We start from the raw sequence: 18,698 nt of genomic DNA on the forward strand, positions 1-18,698 counted from the left end.
CCCCCAAGGTGTCGTGGGGGGTCAGGCGCGCTGCAGGCCCAGCTTCTGCAGCGAGGCGCGGACGTCTGCGGCGCTCCAGCCGAGACGGCCGTCGGACCAGGTGGGCTCGGGCAGGGCGCGACGGCCGACCATGGCGTGCAGGGCGGCGACGTCCACGTCGTACATGTGGCTGATCTGCATGAGCGTGAGCTTGTCCGTCACAGTGCTGGATCTCCCCCGAGGCCTGCGGGTGGCCGGGCGGACCCCGGGTGACTCACGCAGGCAAACGTCCCAAGGGTAGCGGGTCCCGGCGGACGCCCGCCACCACCGGCCCACGCCAGCTCGCACCAGGTCACGCCAGCCGCGTGCCAGCGCCGCGCCAGCGGAGCGGGCGACGGTACGACCATGAACTACGCCATCGAGGCCGACGGCCTGCGGAAACGATTCGGTGACACCCAGGCCCTCGACGGGGTCAGCCTGCGGGTGTCGGAGGGCAAGGTGCTCGGCGTCCTCGGCCCCAACGGGGCCGGCAAGACCACGGCCGTGCGCATCCTCGCCACCCTGCTGCGTCCCGACGACGGGGTGGCCCGCATCGGCGGCTTCGACGTCGTCCACGACGCCGCCGCCGTCCGGCGCACCATCGGGCTCACCGGTCAGTACGCCTCGGTCGACGAAGACCTGACCGGTCTGCAGAACCTCAAGCTCATCGGAACCCTCCTCGACCTCTCCCGCCGCGACGCCCGCCGGCGCGCCGACGAACTGCTCGAGTGGTTCGACCTCACCGAGGCGGCCGGACGCCCCGCCGGCACGTACTCCGGCGGGATGCGCCGCCGCCTCGACCTCGCCGCCTCCCTCGTCGGCCGGCCGGCCGTGGTGTTCCTCGACGAACCCACCACCGGCCTCGACCCGGCCAAGCGCGACGCCATGTGGGACGTCGTCCGGACCCTGGTGCGGGACGGTTCGACGGTCCTGCTGACCACGCAGTACCTCGAGGAGGCCGACCAGCTCGCCGACGAGATCTCCGTCATCGACCACGGTCGCGTCATCGCCCACGACACCCCGCTCGGGTTGAAGCGGCAGGCCGGCAGCCGGACCCTGACCGTCACCCCGGCCGATCCCGCCGACGGCCCGGCGGTCGCCCACCTGCTCTCGGGGTTCTCGTCCGAGGAACCCACGTCGCTGCCGGGCGGCGGGTTCTCCGTACCCGTCCTCGACGAGCGGGCCATGCCCGCCACCGTCACCGGCCTCGCCGAGAGGGGCATCGCGGTCAGCGAACTGTCGCTGCACCTGCCGACCCTCGACGAGGTCTTCTCGACCCTCACCCAGAACACCCAGAACACCCAGAACACCCAGAACACCCAGAACAAGGAGGTGGCAGCATGAGCACCGTTCTCGAACGCCCCACCCGCACCGCCGTCCAGACGGTCTCCCCCAGTCCGTTCCGCGGTCTGCGCCACGCCGGCGCGCTCGCCGTCCGGAACCTCATCAAGACCGCCCGGACCCCCGAGGCGCTGATCGACGTGACGATCCAGCCGATCATCTTCCTGCTCATGTTCACCTACATCTTCGGCGGCGCCCTCGGCGGAGGTGACCGGGGTTCCTACCTGCAGTACCTGCTGCCGGGCCTGCTCGCCCAGTCGATCTCGCTGGCCGGGGTCTCGTTGGGGCAGAACCTGAACAGCGACATCCAGAAGGGGGTGTTCGACCGGTTCCGGTCACTGCCGATCTCCCGCTCTGCCCCGCTCGTGGGGGCGGTGCTGGCCGACGTGGTGCGCTACCTCATCCTCTTCGCGGTCATCATGAGCGCGAGCTACGTCATGGGTTTCCGGGTCCAGACCGGTCTCGTGCCCACGCTCGCCGCCCTCGGCGTCTCGATGCTGTTCGCCCTGTCGTTCGGCTGGATCTCGGTGTTCGTCGGCCTGGTGGTCCGGACCCCGGGCGCCGTGCAGGGTCTGATGTTCCTGCTCGTCATGCCGTTGAGCTTCGGCAGCAACGTGTTCGTGAACACCGACACCATGCCGGGCTGGCTGCAGGACTTCGTGCACGTCAACCCCATCACCCACCTCGTGGGGGTGGTCCGCGGGTTGATGCTCGGTGGCCCGGTCGCCGGGGACCTCGCCTGGACCGGCGGCTGGATCGCCGTGTTCCTCGCGGTGTTCGTGCCGCTGGCCCTGCGGGCCTACAACCGCCGGGCCTGAGGAACCACCGGGGCAACGCGCGTCACTGCCCGAGCACCCCGAACCCCGCAGCGAGTTCCCGCAGGGCCGCGGAACGGTCCAGCGCCCGTCCACCCGCCACCGCCGACGCCACCGACGCCTCGTCGGTGGCGTCGCGCGCTCCGGCCAGGACCTCGAGCACCGACGGGTCGGTGGCGTCGTCGAACCCCCGCAGCGCCGCGGCGATCCCGAGCCACCGGGCCGCCCGGAGGGGGTTCGCGTCGGCGAGCGCCCAGTGGGCGGCCGACGTGGTGACCAGGGCGATGATCGGCATGTCCCGCGTCTGCAGCGCCGCCTCGAGCGCCACCACCAGCCGTGCGCGGGCCTGCGCCAGTTCCCCGGCGGCCGTGTGGACGCGGGAGATCGCCGCGGACAGCGCGGCCCGCTCGTGGCCGAAGGCGCCACCCAGCGGCCGCTGCGAGAGAACGGCCTCGTGCTCGACCGCGAGCCGGCGGGCGTCCTCGACCCGTCCCTCCCGGACCGCGGTGACGACCTCGGAGAGGACCAGCCAGGTGCGGGTGGGGTCGGAACTGCCGGCCGTGAGGGCACGGGTGCGGGCGAGTTCGGCGGCCGCCTCCGCGGACCGCCCCTGACGCTGGTGGGCCTCGGCCAACCGGGTCCGCACCAGGACCTCGTCGTCGGCTCCGCCGAACGCAGCAGCCAGGTCGAGGGACTCGACGTAGAGCGCCTCCGCGGCGTCGAGGTCACCACCATGCACCTGCGCCTGGGCGAGCATCCGCAGCGTCGCGGACAGGCCCCAGTGGTCGCCGACCGCGCGGAACCCGGCCTCGGCCCGCTGCGCCGCCTCGAGCATCGTCGTGGCGTCGCCGAAGTTCTCCGCGGCCGAGGCGCGCAGCAACTCGCACGTCGCCACCAGCCAGGGTTCACCGGCGGCGGACAGTTCCGCGGTGAGGGCGGCGAGGGCCGCGTCCTGCTCGGCCGTGGCGGACAGGTCGCGGAAGGGGTCGCCGTCCCAGCCCCCGAAGCGGTCCACGACGAGCGCGACCAGCCGGGTGAAGACGTTCGCGTCGGCGGTGAGCAGGACGTCGACCTTGTCGCGCAGCACGGCCAGCACCGCCATGACCTCACCCGGGCTGCTGGCCGCCTCGACGACACCCATCATCCGGTCGGCCGTCTCGACGACCAGCGCCTCGACGGGCGCGGCCGGGGCGGGGACGGAGGCGGCGAGGCGGACCCACTCGCGGGCCTGGTTCTGCCGGCCGAGGGCACCGGCCCAGAGGACGACCGGCAGGGTGAGCCGGACGGCGTCCTCCCCGCGTCCGGCGGCGACGAGCTGGCGCAGCACCGCGAGCAGGTCGTCGACCTCCGCGTCCAGCCGCTGCGACCACGCCACCTGATCACGGCTGCGCAGACCGCGGCCCGCGCGCGCCACGAGGTCGAGTGCCCAGGCGGTGTGCGCCTCGAGGACGTCCTCGAGGTCCCCCGAGGCGGCGAGGCGTTCGGCGCCGTACTCGCGGATGGTCTCCAGCAGGGCGTAGCGGACGGTCGGGCCCGGACGCAGCTGCAGCAGCGACTTCTCCGTGAGCGAGGCGAGGAGATCGGCGACCTCGTGCTCGTCGCCGAGGTCGCGGGCGACCGCCGCGGCCGCGTCCACGGCGACGGGCCCCGCGAAGACCGAGAGCCGCTGCAGCAGGACGCGTTCGTCCTCCTCGAGGAGGTCCCAGCTCCAGTCCACGACGGCGCGCAGGGTGCGGTGGCGGGCCACGGCGGTGCGCCGACCGCCGGCGAGGACGCGGAAGCGGTCGGAGAGCCGCGCGTCGAGGTCGGTCAACGTCGTGGTGCGCAGGCGGGCCGCGGCCAGTTCCAGCGCCAGCGGCAACCCGTCGAGACGGCGGACCAGGTCGGTGACGACCCCGCGGTTGGCGTCGTCGACGACGAACCCGGGGTCGACGGCGACGGCGCGGTCGGTGAACAACCGCACCGCCGCGTCCGTCGGCAGCGGACCGAGGGGGTGCAGGGCCTCCCCCTCCGCGCCGAGCGCCTCCCGGCTCGTGCACAGCACGCTGAGGCCCGGGCAGTGCCGCAGCAGGTCCTCCACCAGCACGGCGGTGTCGTCCAGGACGTGCTCGCAGTTGTCGAGCACCAGGAGCACGGGCCGACCCGTCGCCCCGGAGCTCAGGGCCGAGCGGAGGCGGTGCAGCGGTTCGGCCACGTCGCGCGGGATGGCCCGGGTCTCCAGCGCGACGTCGCCGACCCCGACCGCGCTGACGACCGCCCCCTGGACGTCCTCGCCCTCGGCGACAGGGGCGAGCGAGACCTCGTGGACGGCCCAGGTGCGGGCCAGGTGCCGGGCGACCTCGGTGGCCAACCGGGTCTTGCCCGCGCCACCGGGTCCCACCACGGTCACGCACTGCGTGGTCGCGAGCAGGCCGGTCAGACGTTCCAGGTCACCGTCGCGGCCGACGAACGACGTCAGCGAACGCACCGTCCGATGCGGCGCCGGTCCGGTGGCGGGTTCGGCCAGCGCGGCCAGGTGCGCCTCCCGCAACGCGGGTGAGGGATCGGCGCCGAGTTCCTCCGCCAGCACCCGTCGGGTCTGCTCGTAGGCGGCGAGCGCCTCGCCGGTGCGTCCGGCGGCCACGAGGACCCGCACCCGCAGTTCGGCGAACCGCTCCCGCAGCGGGTGCGCGGCCACGAGTTCCTCGAGGTCGGCCGGGAGGCCGTCGAGGTCCCCGGCCCGCCACCGCGCCTCGCAGCGGTCGGCGAGGGCGTCGAGACGGGCGTCCTCCAGGCGGACGGCGTCGGGAGAACCGGCGATCTCGACGGGTTCCCCGCGCCAGCGGGCCAGGGCCGCGTCCAGCACCTGGGCGGCGGCGGCCCAGGACCCCTCGCGCAGCAACCGCCGGCCGTCGGCGAACCCGGCCTCGACGAGGGGGACGTCGACGTCGACACCGCTCAACGCGTAACCGGCCGGGCCGGCGGTGACCTCCACCTCTGGCCCCAGCGTGCGGCGCAACCGGGACACCAGGGACTGCAGCGCACCCGGTCCGGTCGCGCCGTCCTCGCCCCAGAGCGCGTCCTCCAGCAGCCCCGTCGGGACCGGTCGGCCGCCGCGCAGGGCGAGCTCGGCGAGCAGCCGTCGCAACCGCGTCCCGGCGACGACGACTTCGGAGCCGTCGTCGCGGCGGGCCCGCACCGGGCCGAGGAGCTCGATCTGCACGCGCTCAGCCTCCCACCGCCCCACCGGGAGACCGTGCGGCGCCCGGGGGGGAGGAGGGAGTGTTCTAGAAACGAGTTCTCAACTTTTCGGTCCCCACCGCCGATGAACCGGACGTGGACATCTCGTCGATCGCCGCCCCCGAGGACGGCGACCTGCTCACGGAGTACGGCCTGCCCGAGCACGCCCCGGCCGAGGAGCTGCGCGCGGTGACCCGGGTCGCCGCCACCCTCGCCGGCGTGCCGTCGGCGGTGGTCAACCTGCTCGACGACTGCTTCCAGCACCAGGTCAGCGCGGTGGGCTTCGCCGGGGGCCGCTCCCCGGTGTCGGACTCGATGTGCGCCGCCGCGCGACGCCACCCGCAGCTGCGCTACCTGCCCGACGCCGGCCGGGAACCGCTGTTCGCCGGCAACCCCTGGGTGGACGGCCGGCTGGCCTCGGTCGGCCTCTACGCCTCCGCTCCCCTGGTGCTGCCCGGCGGGCGGGTCCTGGGGTCGCTGTGCGTCTTCGACGAGCGCCCCGGCGACCTCTCCCCGGCCCAGCTCGACGGCCTCACCGACCTCGCCGCCCAGGCGGTCGCGATCTTCGAGCAGGCGCGACTGGCCCGCGAGACCGCCGATCAGGCCGTCCGCTACCGCCAGGCCCGGGACGTGGCCGAACGTCGCGGCGCGCTCACGGCCGCCGTCCTGGAGACCCTCGATGCCGGGATCGTCGCCTGCGACGCGGACGGCCGGCTCACCCTGTTCAACCCCGCGGCCCGCGACTTCCACGGGATCCCGGAGGACCCCACCCTGCGGCCCGACGACTGGGCGCAGACGTACTCCCTGTTCCGCGAGGACGGCACCACCCCGCTGCCCGACGACGAGGTGCCGCTCTTCCGCGCCCTGGTGGACGGGGCGGTGAAGCACCAGGCGATCGTCATCGCCCCGGCGGGCCGCGACCCCGTCACCGTGCGCTGCGACGGCCGGGCCATGCACGACTCCACCGGACGTCCCCTCGGGGCGGTCATCGCGATGACCGACGTCACGAAGGCCCGCACCCAGGCCCGGGCACTCGCCGAGGCCCGCGACCAGGCCCTGGCCGCGACCCGGGCCAAGACCGCGTTCCTCGCCGCCGCCAGCCACGAGATCCGCACACCCCTCAACGGCGTGCTCGGCATGCTGGAGATCCTCTCCCTGGACGACCTCACCCCCCGTCAGCAAGACCACGTCCGGGTGGCGCACGCGTCGGGCAACGCCCTGCTGGCCCTGCTGAACGACGTCCTCGACCTGTCCAAGGCCGAGACGGTCTCCGTCGTGCTGGCCGCCGAGCCCTTCCGGCCCGGCGACGTCGGCGCGGAGGTCGTCGCCGCCCTCGAGCCCGTCGCCCGGCGCAAGGGTCTGGACCTGCGGCTGACCGGATCGGCCCCGCACACCGTGCTGGGTGATCCCCGCCGGACGCGGCAGGTGCTGATGAACCTGGTCGGCAACGCGGTGAAGTTCACCGGCGCCGGGCACGTCGACGTCCAGGTGTCGAGCGTGCTCACCGGCTCCGACACCGTGCGGCTGGAGGTGGCCGTCCGCGACACCGGGGCCGGGATGACCGTCGAGGAGCAGGGGCTGCTGTTCCAGCCCTTCACCCAGGGCAGCGCGGGCGAGCAGCACGGCGGGACCGGCCTCGGCCTGGCCCTGAGCCGGCAGATCGTCGAGCTCATGGACGGGCGCGTCGAGGTCACCAGCCGCCCCGGTCACGGGTCCACCTTCACCGTGGTGGTCGAGCTGCCCCGGGCGGAGGGAGCACCGGCGAACGTCTGCGAGGAGCCCCCGGCCCGACCCTCCGCGTCCGCCCCGGCCGCCGTCGAGACCCCGGTCCCGGTCCCCGACCCCGCTCCGGAGGGTCGCCCCCGGGTGCTGGTCGCCGACGACAACGAGATCAACCTGATGGTCGCCCGCGGACTCTTCGCCGCCGAGGGCGCCGACGTGACGACCGCGAACGACGGTCAGGAGGCCGTGCTCGCCGCCGCCGCCGGGGACTTCGACCTGGTGCTGCTGGACCTCCAGATGCCTCGGCTGTCCGGGCTGGAGGCCGCTGCCGCGATCCGGGCGCTCCCAGGCCCGGCCGGTGCCCAGCGGATCCTCGCGCTCACCGCCGACACGCTCGAGGCGTCCGCGGACGCGTGCCGCGCGGCCGGCATGGACGGGGTGCTGGTCAAGCCGGTCCGCGGCGCGGACGTCCGGCGGGTGCTCGCGGAGTTGGCGACGTCTGGGCAAGGACAGCAGCGTGAGAACGCCTGAGCACCGACCGTCACGTCGTAGGGCATCGGGGACAGTTCCACATGGAGACACCGGTGACGCTTCCAGCAGTCCCGGTGGGGATGCTCCCCGGTCCCCGAGCCGTCAGCGGCTCACCCGCACTGCCCCGACTCCACGGTCACGGACGTCGCGGTCATGACGATGTCCGGGCGTTCAGCCCTGGCCGTCGCACCCACCGCTGTCACCACATGAGGTCACCCGTGGGTGAACCGAAACGGTCACCCGGGCGACCAGATCGGCGCACCCACGTCTTCCCCCACGACGGGGGTCGCCCTGTTGCACCGACGTCACGGTCATCCCGCGATGGTCGAGCAGCAATCGACGCGAGACGAGGACGATCGCAGCCATGCTGAAGCCGTGACCGAGCACCAGTGGCCCGCCCAGCTCCCACCCCACGAACTGGGCTCCATCGCCCACGGACCCCTCATCCTGGCCCAAGCCCCCGGCATCACCGCCGGCCTGCGCTGCGTCTACGCCCACCCCAGCGGCCTGCACCTACCCCTGGTCCTGCGCGCCAGCGGCGAACACATCCGAGACGCCACGGCCTGGAACCCCGGCACGCTGCGCCGCTACCCCTCCGGCTCCTTCGTCGAACGGGAGAACAGCCAACACGGCTACACCCCCTACTCCGAGCCGCAGATCATCGTGGAGGTCAACGGCACCCGCGGCGTCGCCACCACCACCGGCGCCTTGCACGCCAGCGACGACGACCAGGTGTGGGCCCGAGACGCCGCCTACTGGATCGACGACCTGCCCCGCGACGGACTGCTCCGCATCACCCTGTCCTGGCCGCAGGCTGGCTTGCCGCAGACCCGCAGCGAGCTCACCCTGACCGACCTCGACAACCTCACCTCGCGGGTGCTGCCCCTCATCTGAGCCAACCCCCGCCAGAACGCACGCGCGGTCATCCCGCGTTGTGCGCGCTTCTGACCCACCGGCAACCTCCGGACATCACTATGGCGATGACCGCGTGCAAGGTCGGTGTCCTAATCGTGCCCAGCTGTCGCAGCTGGACAGCTCCGAACGCACCTTCTCTGCCCGGCTACTCCACCCGAGTGACCGGCCCCACCAGGCGAGGACGAAGCGGCAGACTCCGACGAGTGAGTCCGCGCCCATCACCCGCCCAGCCCGACCTCACCGGCCTCGACGGTGAGTACGCCCTGCGCGTGGGGACGCGCGCAAAGATCGCGGCCCTCGTCGGATCCCTGCTGCTCGCAGCCTTGCTGCTGCTGGGCGCGGTGCTGGTGCACGACCGCCAGCTGATGACTGTGGCCATCGGGCTGCTGGTCCTGGCAGCGGTCATCAGCTGGCGAACGCGTCGCCGTCAAGTGACCACGACCATCTCGCACGAGGGCATCACCATCAACCAGGGGTCGGGGCAGCGGAGCCGCACGCACATCGCCTGGAACGACGTCCAAGAGGTGTACGTGGCCGGGGCCTGGCAGTGGCACAGCAGGGTGCGCACCGCCACCCACCGGGATCTACCCCTGCCAGGCCTGGGCCGAGGACATGCCACGAAGCTGGCCGAGGCGCTCCGGGCTGTCCGCTAAGCAGGCGAGGCCTGCTCACACCGCGAGGAAGAACGCTCGGTCATCCCGCGCTCAGTACGCGGTCAGCCCGCCATGTAGCCCCGCCAGAAGGACGCAACTTACCGCTGGAGGTCACACCGTTGCTCTCACGGTTTCCGTAGGGCGCGCCGCCCCAGAAGCCCGTCCCGGGAAGCTGCCCTAGCGACAGTACGACGTGTAGTGAAGCGGCACCTGAGTTGCCGAGCCCAATCAGTCGGACGCTGCTACTGGAGAGACGGCGTACTCCAGTAGGCCAGAAGCTCATCGGTTCAGACGCCGAACAGCCTCTCGTCCGCCGATGCGTGACGCGGTCGAGGTATTCCGTCAACTGCCAGCGTGAGGGTCGAGATCTCGCCAGACTTCTCATCATGAACCACCTTCCACGCACAGCCCTCTCTGGTCTGGCCCTCCTGGCCCCCGCTCGGCGCCGCCACCGGTCGTTCAGGACCGGTAGAGGAGTGGTCATCATGGTGACCACCCTGCTCCTGGGCCGCAAGCACACCTGCCGGGACCGCCCCGCGGCCGCAGCCCAGACCAGCTTTTTCAGCGTTGGCAGGAAAACGCACACCGTCAACCTGGCCGCCGCCGGCCGTCTCGTGGGTGTTGACTTTGGCTGCTGAATCCGAACCGGAATACCGTGCACCTCGTCGCGGACGGCGGGCGCGCATCTTTGGATTGGTTACAGTAGCTGGAGTAGTGGTGCTCGGAGTGGCAGCGCATCAGCACGTTGCGCAGGCCGAGGCCACGACTCTGACGGTTTCGGTTTCAGCGGCCGTGTGCGAGCCCGATAATCGGGTCTGCCCAAACGCGGTCTTGCCTGACACGCCTGTGACCATCCACCAGGGCAGCAAGTCCACTACGCGTTCGACTGACGCGAAGGGTGAGGCGCAGTTCTCGTCTCTGGACACAGGAACAGTAAGTATTCGCGTGGAGGTCCCGGGTCGAACGCTCGAAAGCGACGCCAACGTTTCTCCGGGTGCCACGACCGTCGGTGTCTCTTTGGGGATGTTCTTCTGGAAGGCCGCATCCTGACTCATCAGGAAGCGGCATCAAAGCCGTGACGCTTCACAGGTGACGGCCCTTCAGGTGACGGCCCTTCAGGTGACGGCCCTTCAGGTGACGACCCTTCAGGTGACGACATACCCCAGGACCGCGACAGCATCCTCGGCCGGGACCACGTCGACCTCGAAGCCCCCATCATCAGCCCCCACCTCAAACGAAGCCTGCGACGTCGACCCCTGCGCCGAACACGTAGTCGAGACCGGGGTGATGCTCACCTCATCGCCTGCAACCGTCCGCACGGTGACGCTGACCCGAACCTCCCCCCGACCCGCGCACACCAGCTCCACCTGCCGGCTCCCGACCGCGGCGTCCTGCCCGGAGGAGCTGTTCCGCTGACTCTGTACCTGCCAGCCCTCAGCCGTGTCCGCACCGGTGACGATCCCGGAGGAGCTGAACAGCGCACCCTCGCGGGCGGGCAACGCTGCCTGCGCCGCCTGCTCGTACTCAGCGATCTCCGCCGCGTGATCACTGAGTCGCGGACCGGTCGACTCCGTGGCGAGACTGCTCCCCGTAGACGTCGGCTGCATCGGCGGGTGGCCGTCGCCACCACCCGAGCACGCCGCGGACAGGAGCGCGACCCCGGCCAGCAGTCCTACGACCACCGCGTGAGGGCATCCACGATCGTTCACCGGCGCAGGCTGACACACCTGGCCATCGTGAGGTGGAGGAATGATCCAGAATCGCGCCCACGAACAACCGACCGCACGGTCATCCCGCCTTCCGCGCGGTCAACGGCACAGCGATCGGGTGGAAGCCCGCGATGGCGGGGCGACTCGTACGTACGACCCTCATGGGCATCCCGCCGCACCGTGGGGACCTGTCCGGCCCCGCCGCTACCGTCGCGCGTACTGCGACCAGGAACACCAGAGGAACGGGACATGACCAGCAACGCGCCCACCCAGCAGGGACACGACCTCCTCCAACGCCTCACCTCCCGTCATGGCGCCACCGTGGACGCCGCCCTCCTCGACGCCGTCAGCGACGGCGAACACGGGGAACAGGTTCTCCTGCAAGCCCTTCCCCTGGTCGCCAAGACCCGGATCCCCCACGTCCTGGCCGCGCTCGGCGACTTCCCCCGCCGCGGTCACACCGACGCCATCCGGCACAGCGCAGACCGCGGTGGGCGAGACGCACGAACCACCGCCCTGGTGGCCCTGGCCCGCCGGGAGGGCGCCCACGCCACCCCCGACCTGCTCCACGGGCTAGCCAGCCGCGACACCGTCGTGAAGGACTACGCACTGACGTGCCTGGTCGTCGTCGGAGACGAACGCGCCTGGGAGGCGGTGCACGACCGCTTCGCCTACCTCGCCCGACGACCCGTCGGCCAGCAGGGCGACAGCTGGGGCCCAGGTGAAGACCTTCCCGGGCGCATCCGCCGCTACGCCCCCACCGACCTGGCGGCACTCGTGTACCTGATCAGCCGCGCCACCCCGACCCAAGGCCGAAGTCTGGTGCGCCAACTCCACCGCGACTGGACCAAGATCAGCACCCACCGGCCCCTGCTGCTGCGCTGGCTGCGGGAGCGGTGGCCACAGGTGGACCCCGACGCTGCCGCGGCGGAGAGCATCGACCTTCCCGATGTGGCCGATGAGCTGCGCTGGTACCGCGAGAACCCGACCTTCGCGGCCCCCTCAATCACCACGGAGGTCTTCGGCCCACTGCCACCGGCACCGGCCCTGACTCCGGCTGAGCAGCAGCGCGCTCGAGCCCACGCACGGCTCATCCAAGCTCAGCAGCAGGCGGCCTCGACCAGCACCTCTCGGGAAGTGCTGCTGCGACTCACCACCACCGGCAGCACCCCGCGGGTCCGCGCCACCGCGCAGCAGCGCCTGGACATCCTGCCGGTGACCTGACGTCAGCGACTCACGCCGCGGTGCGGGGACCGCCGAAGAACGCACGGTCATCCCGCAGACGTCGCGCGGTCTTACCGGGTGCGTGCTGTCGCCTGGCCAGAGCGTTCTTCAACCCGCAGAGGTGAGAGCACCGATCACTCCCACCTGTGCACCCAGCGTCGGACACACCCAGAGCGCTCGACCCTCGACCTCGCGCGCCGCCAAGGGATGCCGCCCCGGGTGGTGCTCGCACGCCGGCCAGGACGCAGAGCGGCCCAGCATCCACAGCGCCTCCACCGCCCACTCCTGCACTTGGTCAGCCAGCGCTGTCACCTGGGCACTCAGCGGCTGACCGGTCGAAATCCACACGCCCATGCCGAAGCCATCAGGGCTGACCACCACGCAACTGGCCGCCCCGGGAACCGCGTCCTGCCACTCCTCATCGCTCACCCTCGCCGCCACTCCGCTGGGCACCTCCAGATCAGCCAAGACGGGTGTCAACGCGGCCTGCAGCTCAAGGTGCATCGACCCAGCATGCCGATCAACCACACGTCCGGTCATCCCGCGATGTGCGCGCGGCCGGCGACGTCGCGATCATGGCGATGACCGAGCGCACGCCGAGCGTGACGAGCACCCACATGTTGCCGAAAAGCTGATGCAGCTCGGGTTGGTTCTCGCTTCGAGACCGCTTCCTGTGCTCTTGCCGGACGGGACCAGTGAAGATCATCGATGAGACGCGCCGCGCAGGCTCACGACCGGCACGCTCGACGTCGTGAACCTCCTACTGCTGCTCGCCCTGGCTTTGCTGCCGGCGGGGGGCGTCGTCGTCCTGGTCGCCTTCGTGCTCGCCGTGGCGACAGGACCGCGCCGCTGGGCGGTGATCCTCCTCGCGTTGGCCGGTACCGTGCTCACGGCCGTCTGGGTCGTACTCACCTATCAAGGCGCGATCCGCGCCGATGAGGGTGGAACCGGCGGGAACGTCTTCTCCGACGCCGGCTGGTTGGCTGCAGGTGTCGTCCTCAGCCTCGTGTCCTTGATCCTCAACGCCCGCCTCCGCCGTCACACGGTGCGCACGTCGTCAAGCGTGTGACCAAGAGCGCGACGGAGCAGCGAGCTCGGAGGGCGTCAGCTGGTGTGGGTGACTCCAGCGACCGGTGCGGCGCGAGCCAGTGACCTGACCACTGACCCCACCTGCTGCAGCGACCACCGCGCGATGACGTCGACGCCGGCAGTGAAGTCACCCTCGTTCGGACGTCCTAGGAAGCCGTGCACGGCGTCGGGCAGTACGCGGTGCTCCACAGGCACACCAGCTGCCGCTAGGTCAGTGGCGAACAGGCTGCTGGAGGCTCGCATCCCATCCCGGTCGGCATCCAGTAGCAGCGTCGGCGGGAAGTCCACCAGATGGTGCCCACCGGGGAAGGCCGACGGATCACTCAGCCGTGCGCGGGACCCGGCGTAGTTGAGGTTCATCGCCAGCATCGGCCAACGGGTGTGGGTGAAACGACGCCTACCGCGCAACCGGGCCCGCAGCGATCGAGGTCGCGGCGGCAGACGGGCGTGGAAGAACCCGTAGGCCAACACGACACCGTCGAGACGAGCACCATCTGCCGTGGCTGCCGCAGCAGCACCGGCGGCCAGGCAGGCGCCAGCGCTGGCACCACCCAGCAGCACCGGGCCGGTGAACGCCGCCCGCACCTGGGTGAGCACCGCAGACACGTACTGGACCTGCGCGGGAAAGTGGGACCGCGGCACACCACTGGCCGAACGGTCCGGGAACGGCCAGCACGTCGACAACAACGGAGCGAGGGGATAGTCAGCGGTCACCACCCGCACACCGCGCCCCGCCAGGGCCCGGGCGAAGGCCTCAGACTCCGGCCCGTCGAGACCACCGGCAAAGAAGGCACCTCCGTGCAGCCACACCAGCGTGGGGGTGAGCACGGTGGAGGCGGTTGCCGGTGGTCGGTAGCAGCGCGTCAGGACCGGCCCTCGTGGTCTCGTCACGATGACGTGGACGGTGAGGAGGCCAAGCGCGGGAGCATCCGGTGACGCTATCGAGACGACCAGCTCGGGAGCCGGGAAGCTCGCGGTCATCCCGCGTTGTGCGCCGTTCTGAGCTGGCGGCGACGTCGCGCTCTTGGCGATTTCCGCAAGCTCGTTGAGCACGGCCGAGCCGTGCTCAACGGCGGTGGATCAGGCCGAACCACCCCGACGTCACGCAGGCCGGCAGCCGTCCCTGGTCTCCAAGGCGGCGGCGTCCGGGCACTGCACGTGGGTCCACCCACCGGGCCCGTAGGCATCCGCGGTGACGTCGCTGAACATCTCCGCACCTCCACCGGGCAGCACTCGGTAGTAGGTCTTGGTCGGACTTCCCTCGGTGCTTAAGGACGTGACCACGACTTCCACACCATCATGCTGCGCGTCCAGGCTGAACAAACAGTCCTGCAGCAACACAGGAGTGGACTGACCCTGCGGGACGGTGATCGGCGGGCACTGCGGCAGGGCGGTGCGGTCTTCGAAAGCGGCGGGGGGCCGACTTCCCGCGCTGAGCTGCCACACCACCCAGGCTCCGACCCCAACGGCGAAGACCAGCAAGGCGACCGCGAGGAGCGTCACGACCGAGACGGGCTGGTGCACCCGCGGCTCCTCAGCTACCTCGCTCTCCATCTACGCATGATGGCCGGGCGCGGCCCTAGAGGAGGGACGTTCGCTCGATCCATTGCACGGTCATCCCGCGGTGCGCGTGCGCACGGTCATCCCGCGATCCGGCACGACCATCAACGTCGCTGCGGCGTCAGCCACTGACCTCAACAGGGATCCCCACGCCGCCGGCGCTCACCACCGCTGGACCCGCTACGACCTCTGCAGGCAGGTCCACCTGCCACGAAATGGCGTATCTCTCACCACTCCCCGCTGCATCAGCAGTGCCCAACGTCCACGACGAGCCGCCCTGCTCCAACACCAGGTCTACCCCGCGCATCGGACTCTCCGAACTCGCCGACGGACCCGCGCACCCCGCGCCTGCCGCACTGGTGTCGTCGCAGCCCTCGCGAAACCACTCCCCAGCGACCTGCAGGCGCCCGTCCGTGGCCACTGTCACCGGTGCCGGGCTCTCCCCACCACCCAGCGACGCTGCCTCCGGGCCGGCGCCGATCACCAACTGCGGGCCCACGCAGCTGGCTGCTGCTGGAGTCACCGGCAGCACACCCAGCGCGGCGCAGACGAAAGCCAGTACTCCGGTGGCTGCAAGAAGTTGGCGAGCTCGCACGCCTCGTGGGACGCACCCGGCAGTCGCGCCGTTCCCCAGCCCAGGAAGGGCCCGCTCGAGCATCCGGTCATCCCGCGATGAGGGACTGTCACTTGCCTCGAAGTCGCCCCAAAGTGCGGGGAGCATGACCACCGGTCATCCCGCGCTGCGCGAGCTCGCCAGCCGACCACGACCTCCCATGTCGAGGCGCGAGCCGTGGTGAGATGCCCGAGTGGATCGGAGAAACCTCGGCGAGGTCGCCGTGCGCGCAGACGGATCGGCCAGTGTCCCGATCTGGTCAGGACGGCTCAGCGAGCTGGCCACCGTGATGGACCCCCAGATCCCCTTCGTGGTGCTCGAAGGCCACCTCGCACTCGGGATGACCCGGTGGAGCACCGCCGCGGTGCCGCTCAGCTCCCGCTCGGCTGAACGTCCACGGACCTGGCGGGCTCGCCGACTGTCCTTCGACCTTCTCCTCAGCCCAGCGGAGCTGATCGAAACAGCCGAGGAGCTCGGTGACGCCGTCGATGGAGGTACCCTGCTGTGGGAGGCCGGACGGTGCCCGCCGCCTACCTTCTCCCTGGCGGAGAAGACGGGCCAGGCCAGGTCCACGGCCGCGGACGGGCTGGACATCCGCCTCGTCCTCGACCTGCCGCACGCGGGTGAGACCGCGCTCCTGTGGGCGCTCACCCCCGACCTGCTGCATCAGGCGATGCATCGACTCCTGGCCTGACCCGACCGCACGGTCATCGCGATTCGGGCGCGATCATGGCGGGTGAGGATGCTCGTTGCTTTAGCTGAGCCACCCACGGATGACGGTGAAGTCGGCTTCGGTGAGACCGGTGGAGGGGTCGACACGATGCAGCAGTGCCTGGGCGGGGTGGTGCGCCTCGACCCATCGCCGGTCGGCGTCGGTGACTTCGTCGTCGAGCCAGACGAAGGGACGTCCGGCTGCCCATGGGGTGAGAGCCGTGGTCTTCCAGTGCATGCCGTGCTGCGGCTCGTCGTCCTCGTCAGGCCAGATGACGACAGGAAGCTCCGGTAGCCCCAGCAGGGGTGCGATGACCTCGTTGGCTTCTGTCATCCAAGTCGTTGCCCATACCAGTGGGCATTCCAGCGACAGCAGCTTGTGCCCGTCGTCGGGGTCGAGCCGGTCGAGCAGTGGGTTTCCTGTGGCGGCTATGGCCAGCGCTACCGCATCGCGGAAGGGATGCTTCCGACTGATTGGCCTGGACCGGAAGGGGATCAGCGGGCCGTCGACGTCGAGGAAGATCAGGGGCGCGTCGACGGCAGACATCACCTTCGTGACCGTACCGGCGCTGAGCTGGTCCAGAGCCCGTGTTGGGCACTGATGGGCACCTTGCAACATCCGGTCATCCCGCGATCCGCGCGGTCGCCCCGGCGTTGGCGGCGACCGGATCTGACGAGTTGAGTGCGATCACTCCGGCATTGTGAACGTCCCTCTTGACCCTGTCGTTCGAGGAACATCGGCGCGGCACAGGTAGCCCTGATGCTCAGTCACATCCGGGAGACGCGGTCCACGGCGTTCTTGGCTGCCACCAAACCCAGCCGCGGGTCGTTCTCCCGCACCACCTTGATGAGAGCGATACGACCTCGGGAAGAGTCGAGGTCCAGATCTCGATCACGGGCGAGCTCGCGCAAGCGCTCGGTCGTCCACTGCGCTTCTGCAACGGCCTCTGCCGCGGCTGTCTCCTGCGTCGACTGGCCACCAACGGCGACAGCGTGACGCCGCCGACGCACCGAGAACACCAGCGCAACGACAGCCCAGACCGCGACCAGAGTCGTGAGCGCGAACCACCACCACTCGCCGTCAATGGCTCGACCGACGGCTAGAACGCCCGCACAAAGCACCACCAGCACGTAGCGCGTGAAGGCCAAGCGGTGAGACCGCAGTGACGAGAGGTGGGGACGGTGCGACACGCCGCTCAGCATCGCGGGTCGAACGGGACCGCTCCGACTCCCGCCAGCCACGTCACCGAATTGGCTCAGCCACATCTCCGCTCCCACCGCCGGTACGCGCGCATCGCACGGTCATCCCGCAACTGCGATCCTGTCGGCCGCGACTGCGGTGCGACGGCTGTTCTGCGGTCGCAGGCTCGGCAGAACTGGACTCGGGAGGAGCGAAGCCGATGTGGACGCACGTGGGTCGTCTTTGGACGAGCGGGGAGGTCTACCTCGCCCTGGATGCATCACAGCTGAGCTCGTGGTCCGGCTTCAGCGGAGAGCAGTACGAAGGTCTCTGCGGCCTCAGCTACGACGTGACGAGCATCCCCCTGGGTGGGGACACCGCTGCACTCATCGGCCCGGACGGCACCGTCAGCGACGAAAGCTGGCTGGAGATCTTCCGCAGCCAGGACCGTATCTGCATCGTGCAGGCATCCGCGAAGGCGTACGGCGCGCTGCTGCAAGCCGCCGTGGACCATCCCCTCGACGAGAACGACGAGTACGGCGCCACTTTCACGGTCCCCACCGGGGAGCTGGTGCTCTACAACGCCGCAATGGACGGGGCCGGCGAGTACAGCGGCCAGATCGCCGAGGAGGCGCCGGGTCTTCCTCCCGTCCGAGAGCCGGACCCCACGACCGGTGAGGAGTCGGCTCGCGAACCGATGGGGTTGCGGCTGCGAGTGTCGCCGGCCACCTTCCAGGTCACGGTCCGGTGGTCCACCGAACTGGAGGAGGGTGTCTTCGCCCGCTGGCTGCTGACGCCGCAGGAGTCGGCTCAGCCGCACTGAACAGCGTCGAGCGCAGCAACCAGAACGCACGGTCATCCCGCGGTGCGCGCGGCGCACGGTGATCCCGCCCTCGTCATCTCCTCGCGTGGGCCGCCTGGTGCATAGCCATCTCCTGCGTGGCCTGCACCAGGCTGAGTGTCGGGGCACTCTGGACCCCGCATCCGCAACGCCAGCTGTGTTCTTCGATCGACGTGAAGTTGCTCATGCGTCGACGCTACGCAGACCGAGACGCTGACTCGGAGACCTAACCCCGTTGCGTAGACAGCGCGCGGTCATCCCGCAGACGTCGCGCGGTCTTACCGGGGTGCGTGCTGCCGCCTGGCCAGAGCGTCCTTCAACCCACAGAGGTGAGAGCACCGATCACTCCCACCTGTGCACCCAGCGTCGGACACACCCAGAGCGCTCGACCCTCGACCTCGCGCGCCGCCAAGGGATGCCGCCCCGGGTGGTGCTCGCACGCCGGCCAGGACGCAGAGCGGCCCAGCATCCACAGCGCCTGGGTCTGCTGCATGATCAGGTGACAGCTACGTCACGCGGTCAGAGCGACCGACGAGGTCATGATGGTCTCGTACTCG

The 18,698-nt window shown here is 70.8% G+C and carries 18 protein-coding genes; 10 read left to right on the forward strand and 8 right to left on the reverse strand.

The genetic code is table 11. The annotated features are described in order from the left end of the window. Window positions 1-21: 21 nt before the first annotated feature. On the reverse strand, window positions 22-201 hold the full coding sequence (locus AC0I8G_RS20480) for a hypothetical protein (protein WP_380161499.1): 180 nt from the start codon (window positions 199-201) through the stop codon (window positions 22-24). Between the two features lie 183 nt (window positions 202-384). Here AC0I8G_RS20480 and AC0I8G_RS20485 point away from each other — a divergent pair, with 183 nt between their 5' ends. Both AC0I8G_RS20485 and AC0I8G_RS20490 read left to right on the forward strand, forming a co-directional pair. Continuing rightward, window positions 385-1,362 carry an ATP-binding cassette domain-containing protein gene (locus tag AC0I8G_RS20485; protein WP_471731579.1) on the forward strand — a complete coding sequence of 326 codons (978 nt, stop codon included), beginning with the start codon at window positions 385-387 and terminating at the stop codon, window positions 1,360-1,362. After that, the gene (locus AC0I8G_RS20490) at window positions 1,359-2,177 is read left to right on the forward strand and encodes an ABC transporter permease (protein ID WP_380259790.1); all 819 of its coding nucleotides are present in this window, start codon (window positions 1,359-1,361) and stop codon (window positions 2,175-2,177) included. The genes AC0I8G_RS20485 and AC0I8G_RS20490 overlap by 4 nt, the downstream gene beginning before the upstream one ends. Before the next feature lie 22 nt (window positions 2,178-2,199). On the opposite strand, the gene AC0I8G_RS20495 is transcribed toward AC0I8G_RS20490, so the two are convergent. Then, a complete protein-coding gene (locus tag AC0I8G_RS20495; protein WP_471731580.1) occupies window positions 2,200-5,376 on the reverse strand; it encodes an AfsR/SARP family transcriptional regulator in 3,177 nt (1,058 codons plus the stop codon). A 113-nt stretch (window positions 5,377-5,489) separates the two neighbouring features. On the opposite strand from AC0I8G_RS20495, the gene AC0I8G_RS20500 reads away from it, so the two are divergent. The 4 genes from AC0I8G_RS20500 (at window position 5,490) to AC0I8G_RS20515 (ending at window position 9,852) form a co-directional block, all read left to right on the forward strand. Then, on the forward strand, window positions 5,490-7,646 hold the full coding sequence (locus tag AC0I8G_RS20500) for a GAF domain-containing hybrid sensor histidine kinase/response regulator (protein ID WP_471731581.1): 2,157 nt from the start codon (window positions 5,490-5,492) through the stop codon (window positions 7,644-7,646). Between the two features lie 375 nt (window positions 7,647-8,021). After that, window positions 8,022-8,540 (forward strand): hypothetical protein, encoded by a 519-nt coding sequence (locus tag AC0I8G_RS20505; RefSeq protein WP_471731582.1) that lies wholly within the window; start codon window positions 8,022-8,024, stop codon window positions 8,538-8,540. Window positions 8,541-8,764: 224 nt separating this feature from the next. Beyond that, on the forward strand, window positions 8,765-9,214 hold the full coding sequence (locus AC0I8G_RS20510; RefSeq protein ID WP_471731583.1) for a hypothetical protein: 450 nt from the start codon (window positions 8,765-8,767) through the stop codon (window positions 9,212-9,214). 485 nt (window positions 9,215-9,699) lie between these two features. Then, entirely contained in the window at window positions 9,700-9,852 is a 153-nt protein-coding gene (locus AC0I8G_RS20515; RefSeq protein ID WP_471731584.1) for a hypothetical protein, read from the forward strand. Window positions 9,853-10,359: 507 nt separating this feature from the next. Here AC0I8G_RS20515 and AC0I8G_RS20520 read toward each other — a convergent pair. Next, window positions 10,360-10,896, reverse strand: coding sequence for a hypothetical protein (locus tag AC0I8G_RS20520; RefSeq protein WP_471731585.1), 537 nt, complete (start codon window positions 10,894-10,896; stop codon window positions 10,360-10,362). A gap of 276 nt (window positions 10,897-11,172) precedes the next feature. On the opposite strand from AC0I8G_RS20520, the gene AC0I8G_RS20525 reads away from it, so the two are divergent. After that, entirely contained in the window at window positions 11,173-12,147 is a 975-nt protein-coding gene (locus tag AC0I8G_RS20525) for a hypothetical protein (RefSeq protein WP_471731586.1), read from the forward strand. A gap of 108 nt (window positions 12,148-12,255) precedes the next feature. Here the strand turns inward: AC0I8G_RS20525 and AC0I8G_RS20530 are convergent, their stop codons facing one another. Continuing rightward, window positions 12,256-12,651: a hypothetical protein gene (locus AC0I8G_RS20530; RefSeq protein ID WP_471731587.1), complete on the reverse strand. Its 396-nt coding sequence runs from the start codon at window positions 12,649-12,651 to the stop codon at window positions 12,256-12,258. 247 nt (window positions 12,652-12,898) lie between these two features. On the opposite strand from AC0I8G_RS20530, the gene AC0I8G_RS20535 reads away from it, so the two are divergent. Further along, window positions 12,899-13,216, forward strand: coding sequence for a hypothetical protein (locus tag AC0I8G_RS20535; RefSeq protein ID WP_471731588.1), 318 nt, complete (start codon window positions 12,899-12,901; stop codon window positions 13,214-13,216). Between the two features lie 35 nt (window positions 13,217-13,251). Here AC0I8G_RS20535 and AC0I8G_RS20540 read toward each other — a convergent pair whose 3' ends face one another. Both AC0I8G_RS20540 and AC0I8G_RS20545 read right to left on the reverse strand, forming a co-directional pair. After that, window positions 13,252-14,289, reverse strand: a complete 1,038-nt coding sequence (locus AC0I8G_RS20540) for an alpha/beta hydrolase (RefSeq protein WP_471731589.1) — start codon at window positions 14,287-14,289, stop codon at window positions 13,252-13,254. Between the two features lie 48 nt (window positions 14,290-14,337). Further along, a complete protein-coding gene (locus AC0I8G_RS20545; protein ID WP_471731590.1) occupies window positions 14,338-14,760 on the reverse strand; it encodes a hypothetical protein in 423 nt (140 codons plus the stop codon). Window positions 14,761-15,632: 872 nt separating this feature from the next. Between AC0I8G_RS20545 and AC0I8G_RS20550 the strand changes: the two genes are divergently transcribed. Further along, entirely contained in the window at window positions 15,633-16,103 is a 471-nt protein-coding gene (locus AC0I8G_RS20550; RefSeq protein WP_471731591.1) for a hypothetical protein, read from the forward strand. A gap of 60 nt (window positions 16,104-16,163) precedes the next feature. Here the strand turns inward: AC0I8G_RS20550 and AC0I8G_RS20555 are convergent, their stop codons facing one another. Next, a complete protein-coding gene (locus tag AC0I8G_RS20555) occupies window positions 16,164-16,667 on the reverse strand; it encodes an HAD domain-containing protein (protein ID WP_471731596.1) in 504 nt (167 codons plus the stop codon). Between the two features lie 221 nt (window positions 16,668-16,888). After that, entirely contained in the window at window positions 16,889-17,269 is a 381-nt protein-coding gene (locus tag AC0I8G_RS20560) for a hypothetical protein (RefSeq protein ID WP_471731592.1), read from the reverse strand. Window positions 17,270-17,649: 380 nt separating this feature from the next. On the opposite strand from AC0I8G_RS20560, the gene AC0I8G_RS20565 reads away from it, so the two are divergent. Continuing rightward, window positions 17,650-18,123, forward strand: coding sequence for a hypothetical protein (locus AC0I8G_RS20565; protein WP_471731593.1), 474 nt, complete (start codon window positions 17,650-17,652; stop codon window positions 18,121-18,123). Window positions 18,124-18,698: the final 575 nt, after the last annotated feature.

This window comes from Kineococcus sp. AC630 (assembly GCF_979255925.1).